Below are 12,037 nucleotides of genomic sequence, written 5' to 3' on the forward strand. Positions count from 1 at the left end.
GACTGAAACGCTTCAGCTAGAATAAGCGAAATGAGGAATAAAAGGAATGTTTGTCCAGCGCAATAAACCAGCTATATGACTCACATCACATTTTTGCTGGAATAATTTACAACCGTATTACATGGTTCAGGAATAGCAGATACAAAAAATCCGGGTGGCGAGATAAAAGCAAAACGGTAACCCAGGGGTTACCGTTTTTGGTGTTTGCACCCTCTCCTGTGGGAGAGGGTTGGGGTGAGGGCATCAGCCCGCACCGTACCAGCGATTACAGCAGCGCTTTCGCTTTAGCGACCACGTTATCAACGGTGAAGCCGAACTCCTCGAACAGCTGCTCAGCCGGCGCAGACTCACCGAAGGTGGTCATGCCAACGATAGCGCCGTTCAGGCCAACGTATTTGAACCAGTAGTCAGCGATACCCGCTTCCACGGCAACGCGCGCGGTCACGGCTTTCGGCAGTACGGATTCGCGATAAGCCGCATCCTGCTTGTCGAACGCGTCGGTGGACGGCATGGAAACCACGCGCGCCTTCACGCCTTCGGCAGTCAGTTTGTCCCATGCGGCAACCGCCAGCTCCACTTCTGAACCGGTGGCGATGAAGATCAGCTCCGGCTGGCCTGCGCAATCTTTCAGCACATAACCGCCGCGGGCCACGTTCGCCAGCTGCTCTGCGGTACGCTCCTGCTGCGCCAGGTTCTGACGGGAGAGGATCAGCGCGGTCGGGCCGTCCTGACGCTCCACGCCATATTTCCACGCAATCGCGGATTCAACCTGGTCACACGGACGCCAGGTGGACATGTTCGGGGTCACGCGCAGGGAAGCCACCTGCTCTACCGGCTGGTGAGTCGGGCCGTCTTCGCCCAGACCGATCGAGTCGTGGGTGTAGACCATCACCTGACGCTGTTTCATCAGCGCGGCCATACGTACCGCGTTACGCGCGTATTCCACGAACATCAGGAAGGTGGAGGTGTACGGCAGGAAGCCGCCGTGCAGCGCGATACCGTTGGCGATAGCGGTCATACCGAACTCGCGCACGCCGTAGTGGATGTAGTTCCCGGCAGCGTCTTCGTTGATCGGCTTAGAGCCAGACCACAGGGTCAGGTTGGACGGCGCGAGATCTGCGGAGCCGCCGAGGAATTCCGGCAGCAGCGGGCCGAAGGCTTCGATGGCGTTCTGCGAGGCTTTACGGCTGGCGATTTTCGCCGGGTTGGCCTGCAGCTTCGCGATGAACTCGTTAGCTTTCGCGTCGAAGTCAGACGGCATCTCGCCTTTCATACGGCGGGTGAATTCGGCTGCTTCCTGCGGGAAGGCTTTGGCGTAAGCCGCAAACTTCTCGTTCCATGCGGCTTCTTTCGCCTGGCCGGCTTCTTTGGCATCCCACTGGGCATAGATGTCAGACGGGATGTCAAACGGCGCGTGTTTCCAGCCCAGCGCTTCGCGGGTCAGGGCGATTTCGGCGTCGCCCAGCGGCGCGCCGTGGGAGTCGTGGGTACCGGCTTTGTTCGGCGAACCGAAACCGATGATGGTTTTGCACATCAGCAGGGACGGTTTGTCGGTGACCGCCCGTGCTTCTTCTACCGCGCGTTTGATGGCGTCAGCGTCGTGACCGTCCACGCCGCGCACCACGTGCCAGCCGTAGGCTTCAAAGCGTTTGGCGGTATCGTCGGTGAACCAGCCTTCAACGTGGCCGTCGATGGAGATGCCGTTGTCATCATAGAACGCCACCAGTTTACCCAGTTTCAGGGTACCGGCCAGGGAGCACACTTCGTGAGAAATGCCTTCCATCATACAGCCGTCGCCCATGAAGGCGTAGGTGTAGTGGTCGACGATATCGTGTCCCGGACGGTTGAACTGCGCCGCCAGGGTTTTCTCGGCGATAGCCATCCCGACCGCGTTAGCGATACCCTGGCCCAGCGGACCGGTGGTGGTTTCCACGCCTGCGGTGTAGCCGACTTCCGGGTGACCCGGAGTTTTGGAGTGCAGCTGGCGGAAGTTTTTCAGCTCTTCAATCGGCAGATCGTAGCCAGTGAGGTGCAGCAGGCTGTAAATCAGCATCGAACCATGGCCATTTGACAACACAAAACGGTCACGGTCAGCCCAGGCCGGATTGTTCGGGTTATGGTTCAGGAAATCACGCCACAGCACTTCGGCAATGTCAGCCATACCCATCGGGGCCCCCGGGTGGCCGGATTTGGCTTTCTGTACAGCGTCCATGCTCAGCGCACGAATAGCGTTAGCAAGCTCTTTACGTGAGGACATTTTGACTCCAGTTCGGACTGTTGAAGGCCATGCCCTTAACGACTTGACGAGAGCGCGTTTTGGGCTACGCCGGAAAAAAGTGTGAACAATGTAACCCAAGCGACAAGTCATGTACATGGAGCATCCTTTTGCCCTTTAAGAAATCTCTGGAACAGGTTGTGCTACGCCGGAATCCGCTCGCCCGCATCCTGCGATACTCTTTATAATTTACGCAGAATACGGTTCCCTGCCGTCGCCGTATTTTCGGATAAACAACCATAAGATTGTGGAAGATAAAAATGAAAATTCGCTCAACCGTACTTGCTCTTGGGATCGCAGCAACCCTCACCGGATGTCAGAACATGGACTCCAACGGTCTGCTCAGCTCAGGCGCCGAAGCCTTCCAGGCATACTCTCTCAGCGACGCGCAGGTGAAAACCTTAAGCGACCAGGCCTGTAAAGAGATGGACGCCAAAGCGAAAATCGCCCCGGCCAACAGTGAATACAGCCAGCGGCTGAACAAAATCGCGGCTGCGCTGGGCGATAACATCAATGGTCAGCCCGTGAACTACAAGGTCTATGAGACCAAGGATGTCAACGCCTTCGCCATGGCCAACGGCTGCATCCGCGTCTACAGCGGGCTGATGGATCTGATGAACGATAATGAAGTCGAGGCGGTGATCGGCCACGAAATGGGCCACGTCGCGCTGGGCCACGTGAAGAAAGGCATGCAGGTCGCCCTGGGTACCAACGCCGTGCGTGCGGCGGCGGCCTCCGCGGGCGGTATCGTCGGTAGCCTGTCGCAGTCTCAGTTGGGCGATCTGGGCGAAAAACTGGTGAACTCGCAGTTCTCCCAGCGTCAGGAATCGGAAGCGGATGACTACTCTTACGACCTGCTGCGTAAGCGCGGTATCAATCCGTCGGGACTGGCCACCAGCTTCGAGAAACTGGCCAAGCTGGAAGCCGGTCGTCAGAGTTCGATGTTTGACGATCACCCGGCCTCAGAAGCGCGCGCGCAGCATATTCGCGATCGCATGAAGGCCGACGGCATTAAATAAGCGACAGCGGGAGGCGCTAGCGCCTCCTCACCAATCTTTGCCAGCCAACAATCAAATAGCCAGGGCTTTATTGAAGACAGCCACTTGGAACTCTTTTTACGTAACGCTTATACCCGTCATACTTCAAGCTGCATGTGCGTTGGCAATAACTCGGCCTATCCCTGGGCCTCGCCCCTACGGGGCCAGCGCAAGCGCTGTTCAAAACGGCTAGCCGTTTTGTCCGGCAACTCGAAATATTTAGGGTATATACCAAACGTGATTATCGCGATGGGTTGCCGGATAAAGCCGAATGGGGCCAGGGGATTATCGCCACCTTCAAATCGGGGTTTACCCAGGGACCGGTCGGCTTCGGTGTGGACTGTATCGCCCAGTATGCGGTGCGCCTTGACGGCGGTCGCGGGCCCAGCGGCCTGCGCCTTGATTAACCCCCTGTACCGTACGGCACAGGGGGTTACCGGGGTTATTCGCCCTTTTTCGCCGCCTGGATGTACAGCATCTCCAGCGCCAGGGTCGCCGCCGCCAGAGCGGTAATTTCGGACTGATCGTAGGCCGGGGCGACTTCCACCACGTCCATCCCGACGATGTTCAGGTCCTTCAGGCCGCGCACCAGCTTGATCGCGCGGTCGGAGGTCAGCCCACCGATAACCGGGGTACCGGTGCCTGGCGCAAACGCCGGATCCAGACAGTCGATATCAAAGGTCAGGTACACCGGCATGTCGCCGACGATCTGCTTCACCTGGGCAATCACGTCATCAACGCTGCGGTCGTTAACCTGGCCGGCGTCGAGCACCGTAAAGCCATTGTCTTTGTCGAACTCGGTGCGGATCCCGATCTGTACGGAGTGGTTCGGATCGATAAGCCCTTCGTTCGGCGCGGTATAGAACATGGTGCCGTGGTCGAACTCGCAGCCGTTGGCGTAGGTATCGGTGTGAGCATCGAAGTGCACCAGCGCCATTTTACCAAAGTGCTTGGCATGGGCGCGCAGCAGCGGCAGGGTAACGAAGTGGTCGCCGCCAAAGGAGAGCATACGTTTGCCGGCCGCCAGCAGCTTCTCGGCGTGAGCCTGCAGCTTCTCGCTCATTTCGCGCGCGTCGCCGAAGGCGTACACCAGATCCCCGCAGTCCACCACGTTCAGGCGCTCGCGCATATCGAAGTTCCACGGGAAACGGTTGTGCTCCCAGGCAAGGTTAGTGGAAACCTGACGGATCGCCGCCGGGCCATGACGGCCGCCCGCGCGCCCGGAGGTCGCCATATCGAACGGCACGCCGGTGATGACCCAGTCCGCATCGCTTTCATACGGCATAAAGTTCATTGGCAAACGCAGAAAGCCAAAGGCATTGGATACCAGGGAGTTATCGTATTGATGACCTAAAGTGCTCATGGATATGACCTCTTTTGACAGTCGTGGAACGTAAAAAATAAGTATAAAAAAACCCCTCCGCGTCGTTAGGCCCGACGAGGAAGGGTTTGATAGATAAATCGCTTATTGGCGTGAATTATCGCCGGTAATGCATACGGGTTCAAGTGAGTATCGCATGCTGCCGGATGACGGCTTCGCCTTATCCGGCCGACATACGCAGGCCCGGTCAGCGCAGCGCCACCGGGCATCAGCGGCTACTCGTCTTCCAGATAAGTATAGCCGTACAGTCCCGCCTCGAACTCCTCGAGGAACTGCTGCTGCAGCGCATCGTCCAGACCGGTATTTTTCACCTGATCGCGGAACTGGGTCAGCAGCGTGTTCGGATCCAGCTGCACATACTGCAGCATATCCGCTACGGTATCGCCCTCGTCGGACAGCTCAACCTCAACGCTGCCGTCAGGGAAGACGAACACGTCCACCGCCTCGGTATCGCCGAACAGGTTGTGCATGTTGCCGAGGATCTCCTGATAGGCGCCAACCATGAAGAAGCCCAGCATCGGCGGGTTCTCCGGGTCGTATTCCGGCATCGGCATGGTGGTGGCGATCCCGTCGCCGTCCACGTAGTGATCGATGGCGCCATCGGAATCGCAGGTGATGTCCAGCAGCACCGCGCGGCGCTCCGGCGACTTGTTCAGCCCTTCCAGCGGCATCACCGGGAACAGCTGATCGATCCCCCAGGCATCCGGCATCGACTGGAACAACGAGAAGTTGACGTAGATTTTATCCGCCATTCGCTCCTGCAGCTCATCGATGATGGGACGATGGGCGCGGTTGCTCGGGTCGAGCTGCTTCTGCACCTCATGGCACATGTTCAGATACAGCTGTTCCGCCCACGCGCGCTCCTGCAGGTTGAAGGTGCCTGAGGAGTAGCCGATGTGGATATCGTGCAGGTCCATCTGGCTGTCGTGCAGCCATTCGCGCAGCGAGCGGCGGTTGCCGGTCTCGTGCATCTCCAGCCAGGTTTCCCACATGCTCTGCAGCGGACGCGCAGCGTCTTCCGCCGGCGGGGTCGCCTCGGTGTATTCGTTACGCTCAACGCCGATGATGTTGGAAACCAGCACGGTATGGTGCGCGGTCACCGCGCGGCCGGACTCGGTGATCACCGTCGGGTGCGGCAGGCCATTCTCTTCGCAGGCATCGCCGATCGCCCAGATGATATTGTTGGCGTATTCGTTCAGACCGTAGTTCACCGAGCAATCGGACTGCGAGCGGGTGCCTTCATAGTCCACGCCCAGGCCGCCGCCGACGTCGAAGCACTGAATGTTGACGCCCAGCTTATGTAGTTCGACGTAGAAACGCGCCGATTCACGCACGCCGGTGGCGATATCGCGAATGTTAGCCATCTGCGAACCGAGGTGGAAGTGCAGCAGTTGCAGGCTCTCAAGATGGCCTGCCTCGCGCAGAATTTCGACCAGTTGCAGCACCTGGGTCGCTGCGAGGCCGAACTTGGACTTCTCGCCGCCGGAGGACTGCCATTTACCGGAGCCCTGCGAGGCCAGACGCGCACGTACGCCAAGGCGCGGCACCACGTTCAGGCGCTCGGCCTCTTCCAGTACGATAACGATCTCGGACATCTTCTCAATGACCAGATAGACCTTGTGGCCCATCTTCTCGCCCACCAGCGCCAGACGGATATATTCGCGGTCTTTATAACCATTACAGACGATGACGCTGCGGGTCATCCCGGCGTGCGCCAGCACGGCCATCAGTTCCGCTTTCGAACCGGCTTCCAGGCCCAGCGGCTCGCCGGAATGGATCAGCGATTCAATCACGCGACGGTGCTGGTTAACCTTGATCGGGTAGACGAGGAAGTAATCGCCGTTATAGCCATACGATTCACGCGCGCGTTTGAAGGCGGCGTTGATCGAGCGCAGGCGGTGCTGCAGGATCTGCGGGAAGCAGAACAGCGCCGGCAAGCGCTGCCCTTGCGCTTCACGCGCTTTGACTAATTCCGCGAGGTCAACGCGCGCTTCCGGGACGTCCGGATCCGGGCAAACGCTGATGTGGCCCAGTTCGTTGACGTCATAATAGTTATTGCCCCACCAGGCAATATTATAAGTACGCAGCATCTTGCTGGCTTCCTGGGAGCTCATCGCTACCTCCTGCATGGAACGTAGTACACCGTGTTCGCCTGCTGACGAAGGCGAAACCATAGACATGTCGTCAGACATAGCGAACCTCAATTTTTAATAATAAGTGTAAGACAGTTAACTACTATCGCAGTCCAAAGATGCGATAACAACCCATGAACAGTCCTAAAGCCCAGCACTATTTGCTGGTTTTGCGACTGCGCGACCGGTTTCTTATTCATATCATCGTAAAACACGTAGCCGAACAGAGTATGACAGTCCGGAGAAACCACGAGAAAACTCTTGCCAGGCAAGAGCGCCCTTGTTCAGTTTTCTGACGGCCGACCGGCCCTGGAATCCTGAGAAGCGCCGAGATGGGGTGAACATCGGCTGGTTTGCATGAGAGAGATGCAGGTTGCGGAGTGCTGACGCGCGACAGAACGACGCGACGAATCAAACGAAAAACATTGGTTCATTATCTGGTATCACCTCCACACCGCCCTGCGACAGGGTCGGCGACAAGCCAAAGCTATACATACCGGGCAACAGGCGCTACGCCGCTGCGAGATTCTGTAAATACAGACTGCTTAACCCGGCTGGAAGTGGCACCACAGGGCCATGCCCCGTGCGCTTTTTTAATGAGCCGCGCGCGGCGTTTTATACCGAGAAGCGGGGTAAAAAGCAAAATAAAAATGTGCCTGTTTGCGCGGTTGTCAGGAAATTTTGCCAGGCGGGTTTTCCCATAAATGCGACCGCCATCAAAAAAGGCTGGAAATGGGCTCAAGATTTGACCTAAAATGGCCGTCCAGAAGTTAATCCGTCTATACTGATTAACACTCAGACTGCTCGTGTCGCTACCTGCGCGGCTTTGCGCTGATTATCCACCAAAGCCACATTACACAACAGTATGAGCTATCCGAATCGTCCACAGGTGAAATAAAATATGGCAAAACACCTTTTTACGTCTGAGTCCGTATCAGAAGGGCATCCTGACAAAATTGCTGACCAAATCTCCGATGCCGTGCTGGATGCGATCCTCGAGCAGGATCCAAAAGCGCGTGTCGCATGTGAAACCTATGTCAAAACCGGCATGGTGCTGGTAGGCGGCGAAATCACCACCAGCGCATGGGTTGATATCGAAGAGATCACCCGCAACACCGTCCGCGAAATTGGCTACGTGCATTCCGATATGGGCTTTGACGCCAACTCGTGCGCCGTACTGAGCGCCATTGGTAAACAGTCTCCGGACATTAACCAGGGCGTTGACCGTGCCGATCCGCTGGAACAGGGCGCCGGCGACCAGGGACTGATGTTTGGCTACGCCACTAACGAAACCGACGTGCTGATGCCGGCGCCGGTGACTTACGCTCACCGTCTGGTGCAGCGTCAGGCTGAAGTGCGTAAAAACGGCACCCTGCCGTGGCTGCGCCCGGATGCGAAAAGCCAGGTGACCTTCCAGTATGACGACGGCAAAATCGTCGGCATCGACGCGGTCGTTCTGTCGACTCAGCACGCGGAAGATATCGATCAGAAATCCCTGCAGGAAGCAGTGATGGAAGAGATCATCAAGCCGATTCTGCCGACCGAATGGCTCAACGCGTCCACCAAATTCTTCATCAACCCGACCGGCCGTTTCGTTATTGGCGGCCCGATGGGCGACTGCGGTCTGACCGGTCGTAAGATCATCGTTGATACCTACGGCGGCATGGCTCGCCACGGCGGCGGCGCGTTCTCCGGTAAAGATCCATCTAAAGTTGACCGTTCCGCAGCCTACGCGGCGCGCTATGTGGCGAAGAACATCGTTGCCGCAGGCCTGGCCGATCGTTGCGAAATTCAGGTTTCCTACGCTATCGGCGTTGCAGAACCGACGTCCATCATGGTGGAAACCTTTGGCACCGAGAAAGTGCCTTCTGAACAGCTGACCCTGCTGGTGCGTGAGTTCTTCGACCTGCGTCCATACGGTCTGATTCAGATGCTGGATCTGCTGCACCCGATCTACAAAGAAACCGCAGCCTACGGTCACTTTGGTCGCGAACATTTCCCATGGGAAAAAACCGACAAAGCGGCGCTGCTGCGGGAAGCGGCCGGTCTGAAATAATCTCCGCGCTTCCTCTCTTCAAGGCCAGTCTCGCGCTGGCCTTTTTATTTACGCCCCCCCTTTTCTGCGCCCCCATTTCAACGCGCGGCCGCCAAAAAATGAAAGCGATTACATAGTAAAGACTGTCACCTTCTGCCCAAAGACGCTATCTCCTGTACCCATTTTTCACAATGTTACATATTGTTTCGGTCAACTCTGATTACCGTTTTTCAAAATGTCGTCTATCCTTGTTTATATTGCTGATTTAAAAAGCATTTAATGAATTACGTTTCTTTACCTTTGTGGAAACGATTACACAGCCGTGATTATAGTCACGTTTTTTTACCGACGAGTGTCCTACCCTAACCATCGACAGAATCAATAACTCAACTGGAGGGCGTTATGCCTGACAACAAAAAACAAGGGCGTTCGAACAAGACTATGACGTTCTTCGTCTGTTTCCTCGCCGCGCTGGCTGGCCTGCTGTTCGGCCTTGATATCGGTGTTATTGCGGGTGCCTTACCCTTTATTGCCAATGAGTTCCAGATTTCCGCCCACACCCAGGAGTGGGTGGTCAGCTCCATGATGTTCGGAGCTGCCGTCGGCGCGGTCGGCAGCGGCTGGCTCTCTTTCAAACTGGGCCGGAAAAAGAGCCTGATGATCGGCGCCATCCTCTTCGTCGCCGGTTCGCTGTTCTCTGCCGCCGCGCCAAACGTCGAGATCCTGCTGGTTTCCCGTGTGCTGCTCGGCCTGGCGGTGGGCGTCGCCTCATATACGGCTCCGCTGTATCTGTCGGAAATCGCGCCAGAAAAAATTCGCGGCAGTATGATTTCCATGTACCAGCTGATGATCACCATCGGGATCCTTGGCGCCTATCTCTCTGACACCGCTTTCAGCTACAGCGGCGCATGGCGCTGGATGCTCGGGGTTATCATCATTCCGGCGGTATTGCTGCTGATCGGTGTTATCTTCCTGCCGGACAGCCCGCGCTGGTTCGCCGCCAAACGTCGCTTTGTCGATGCGGAACGCGTGCTGCTGCGCCTGCGCGATACCAGCGCCGAAGCGAAACGCGAGCTCGATGAAATCCGTGAAAGCCTGAAGGTAAAACAGTCCGGCTGGTCGCTGTTTAAAGACAACAGCAACTTCCGCCGCGCGGTGTTCCTCGGCATCCTGCTGCAGGTGATGCAACAGTTCACCGGGATGAACGTCATCATGTACTACGCGCCGAAGATCTTTGAGCTGGCGGGTTATGCCAACACCACTGAGCAAATGTGGGGGACAGTGATCGTCGGTCTGACTAACGTGCTGGCCACCTTTATCGCCATCGGTCTGGTCGACCGCTGGGGCCGTAAACCGACGCTGATCCTTGGCTTTATCGTGATGGCCGCGGGTATGGGCGTCCTGGGTACCATGATGCACATCGGCATTCACTCCTCTACCGCCCAGTACATCGCCGTCCTGATGCTGCTGATGTTCATCGTCGGTTTCGCCATGAGCGCCGGCCCACTGATTTGGGTACTGTGCTCCGAAATCCAGCCGCTGAAAGGCCGCGACTTCGGTATCACCTGCTCCACAGCGACCAACTGGATTGCCAACATGATTGTCGGCGCCACCTTCCTGACCATGCTCAACTCGCTGGGCAGCGCCAATACCTTCTGGGTGTACGGCGGTCTGAACGTGCTGTTTATCCTGCTGACGCTGTGGCTGATCCCGGAAACCAAAAACGTCTCGCTGGAACATATTGAACGTAACCTGATGCAGGGTCGTCCACTGCGCGAGATCGGTGCCCGCGATTAACCTTCCTGAGCTTCCTCCCATCCCGGGAGGAAGCTTCCTCTTGCTCTCCCCCCTCCGCCGCACTATCCTCTGACGCTATGAAAACGCCCCGTATTCCCATCGCTATTCAGCAGGCCGTCATGCGCAGCCTGCGGGAGCATCTCGCCAATGCGAATCGCAAGCTGGAACGCCGCTATGCGGAACCGACGCTGGTCTACCAGCAGCGTGGTACTTCCGCCGGCACCGCCTGGCTGGAGAAAAACGAAATTCGTTTAAACCCGGTGCTGCTGCTGGAAAATCAGCGGGAGTTTATCGATGAAGTGGTGCCGCATGAGCTGGCGCACCTGCTGGTCTGGCAGCATTTCGGCCGCGTCGCGCCGCACGGGAAAGAGTGGAAATGGATGATGGAGAGCGTCCTTGGCGTTCCCGCGCGTCGCACCCACCGCTTTGAACTCGCTTCGGTCCGCCAGAACACCTTCCCCTATCGCTGTCGCTGTCAGCAGCACCAGCTCACCGTCCGTCGCCATAACCGGGTGGTTCGCGGCGAGGCCACCTACCGCTGCGTTCGCTGCGGCGATCTGCTGGTGGCTGAAAAATAACCATCGGAATTAATTAGAAACTTTCTGATCTGACTGATTGCATCCGGCACCCTCATTCGCTACGTTGCGGGCTCGTTTTGACACGGAGTTAACGATGTCCCGTATGCATGTTTTAGCCGTAGCGGTATTGAGCGCGGCAGTCAGTGGTCCGCTTGCGGCCGCTGGTATTAATAGTTTTTCCCAGGCCAAAGCCGCTGGCGTCAAAGTGAATGCCGACGTTCCGGGCGATTTTTATTGCGGCTGTAAAATCGACTGGCAGGGGAAAAAAGGCGTTATCGATTTGGAATCCTGCGGCTATAAAGTGCGTAAAAATGAGAACCGCGCCAGCCGGGTTGAATGGGAGCACGTAGTGCCGGCATGGCAGTTCGGCCATCAGCGTCAGTGCTGGCAGGAGGGTGGACGTAAAAACTGCGCCAAAGATCCGGAATACCGCAAGATGGAAAGCGATATGCACAACCTGCAGCCGGCGGTGGGAGAAGTGAATGGCGATCGCGGCAACTTTATGTACAGCCAGTGGAACGGCGGTGAAGGCCAGTACGGCCAGTGCACCATGAAGGTCGATTTTAAAGATAAAATCGCCGAGCCCCCTGCCCGCGCTCGCGGCGCCATCGCCCGCACCTACTTCTATATGCGCGACCGCTATCAGCTGAATCTTTCCCGCCAGCAAACTCAGCTGTTTACCGCCTGGAATAAACAGTACCCGGTCACCGCCTGGGAATGTGAACGTGATGAGCGCATCGCGAAAGTGCAGGGCAACCATAATCCGTATGTCCAGCAGGCTTGCCAGGCGCAAAAGAGCTAA

General features: G+C 57.2%; 9 protein-coding genes and 2 pseudogenes. 7 read left to right on the forward strand and 4 right to left on the reverse strand.

What is annotated here, in order from left to right:
* Nucleotides 1-265: 265 nt before the first annotated feature.
* A complete protein-coding gene (gene tkt, locus BHE81_RS15010; RefSeq protein WP_004174438.1) occupies nt 266-2,257 on the reverse strand; it encodes a transketolase in 1,992 nt (663 codons plus the stop codon).
* 278 nt (nt 2,258-2,535) lie between these two features.
* Between tkt and BHE81_RS15015 the strand changes: the two genes are divergently transcribed.
* The 3 genes and pseudogenes from BHE81_RS15015 to BHE81_RS15025 all read left to right on the forward strand — a co-directional run.
* The gene (locus BHE81_RS15015) at nt 2,536-3,294 is read left to right on the forward strand and encodes a M48 family metallopeptidase (protein WP_004151780.1); all 759 of its coding nucleotides are present in this window, start codon (nt 2,536-2,538) and stop codon (nt 3,292-3,294) included.
* A gap of 33 nt (nt 3,295-3,327) precedes the next feature.
* A pseudogene (locus tag BHE81_RS28790) lies at nt 3,328-3,402 on the forward strand (hypothetical protein); the annotation flags it as partial.
* Nucleotides 3,403-3,488: 86 nt separating this feature from the next.
* A pseudogene (locus tag BHE81_RS15025) lies at nt 3,489-3,704 on the forward strand (OprD family outer membrane porin); the annotation flags it as partial.
* 50 nt (nt 3,705-3,754) lie between these two features.
* Here the strand turns inward: BHE81_RS15025 and speB are convergent.
* From speB to yqgB, 3 genes are all read right to left on the reverse strand, one after another.
* Entirely contained in the window at nt 3,755-4,675 is a 921-nt protein-coding gene (gene speB / locus BHE81_RS15030) for an agmatinase (protein ID WP_002916572.1), read from the reverse strand.
* A 233-nt stretch (nt 4,676-4,908) separates the two neighbouring features.
* On the reverse strand, nt 4,909-6,885 hold the full coding sequence (speA, locus tag BHE81_RS15035) for a biosynthetic arginine decarboxylase (protein ID WP_023342612.1): 1,977 nt from the start codon (nt 6,883-6,885) through the stop codon (nt 4,909-4,911).
* 8 nt (nt 6,886-6,893) lie between these two features.
* Nucleotides 6,894-7,025 (reverse strand): acid stress response protein YqgB, encoded by a 132-nt coding sequence (yqgB, locus tag BHE81_RS15040; protein ID WP_002916578.1) that lies wholly within the window; start codon nt 7,023-7,025, stop codon nt 6,894-6,896.
* A 701-nt stretch (nt 7,026-7,726) separates the two neighbouring features.
* Here yqgB and metK point away from each other — a divergent pair.
* The 4 genes from metK to endA all read left to right on the forward strand — a co-directional run bounded on the left by metK (nt 7,727) and on the right by endA (nt 12,037).
* Entirely contained in the window at nt 7,727-8,881 is a 1,155-nt protein-coding gene (gene metK / locus BHE81_RS15045; RefSeq protein WP_004149807.1) for a methionine adenosyltransferase, read from the forward strand.
* 381 nt (nt 8,882-9,262) lie between these two features.
* Nucleotides 9,263-10,657: a sugar porter family MFS transporter gene (locus BHE81_RS15050; protein WP_002916587.1), complete on the forward strand. Its 1,395-nt coding sequence runs from the start codon at nt 9,263-9,265 to the stop codon at nt 10,655-10,657.
* A 77-nt stretch (nt 10,658-10,734) separates the two neighbouring features.
* A complete protein-coding gene (locus BHE81_RS15055) occupies nt 10,735-11,235 on the forward strand; it encodes a SprT family zinc-dependent metalloprotease (RefSeq protein WP_002916588.1) in 501 nt (166 codons plus the stop codon).
* A gap of 94 nt (nt 11,236-11,329) precedes the next feature.
* Complete coding sequence (endA, locus tag BHE81_RS15060; protein WP_002916589.1) at nt 11,330-12,037, forward strand: deoxyribonuclease I; 708 nt, start codon at nt 11,330-11,332, stop codon at nt 12,035-12,037.

Origin of the sequence: Klebsiella sp. AqSCr, assembly GCF_008452795.1 — a bacterium.
Taxonomy (GTDB): Bacteria; Pseudomonadota; Gammaproteobacteria; order Enterobacterales; family Enterobacteriaceae; genus Klebsiella; species Klebsiella pneumoniae.

Excerpts from the sequence above, each read along its gene's own strand:
- tkt (WP_004174438.1), bottom strand. The coding sequence starts at position 2,257 with ATGTCCTCACGTAAAGAGCTTGCTAACGCTATTCGTGCGCTGAGCATG.
- BHE81_RS15015 (WP_004151780.1), top strand. The coding sequence starts at position 2,536 with ATGAAAATTCGCTCAACCGTACTTGCTCTTGGGATCGCAGCAACCCTC.
- speB (WP_002916572.1), bottom strand. The coding sequence starts at position 4,675 with ATGAGCACTTTAGGTCATCAATACGATAACTCCCTGGTATCCAATGCC.
- speA (WP_023342612.1), bottom strand. The coding sequence starts at position 6,885 with ATGTCTGACGACATGTCTATGGTTTCGCCTTCGTCAGCAGGCGAACAC.
- yqgB (WP_002916578.1), bottom strand. The coding sequence starts at position 7,025 with ATGAATAAGAAACCGGTCGCGCAGTCGCAAAACCAGCAAATAGTGCTG.
- metK (WP_004149807.1), top strand. The coding sequence starts at position 7,727 with ATGGCAAAACACCTTTTTACGTCTGAGTCCGTATCAGAAGGGCATCCT.
- BHE81_RS15050 (WP_002916587.1), top strand. The coding sequence starts at position 9,263 with ATGCCTGACAACAAAAAACAAGGGCGTTCGAACAAGACTATGACGTTC.
- BHE81_RS15055 (WP_002916588.1), top strand. The coding sequence starts at position 10,735 with ATGAAAACGCCCCGTATTCCCATCGCTATTCAGCAGGCCGTCATGCGC.
- endA (WP_002916589.1), top strand. The coding sequence starts at position 11,330 with ATGTCCCGTATGCATGTTTTAGCCGTAGCGGTATTGAGCGCGGCAGTC.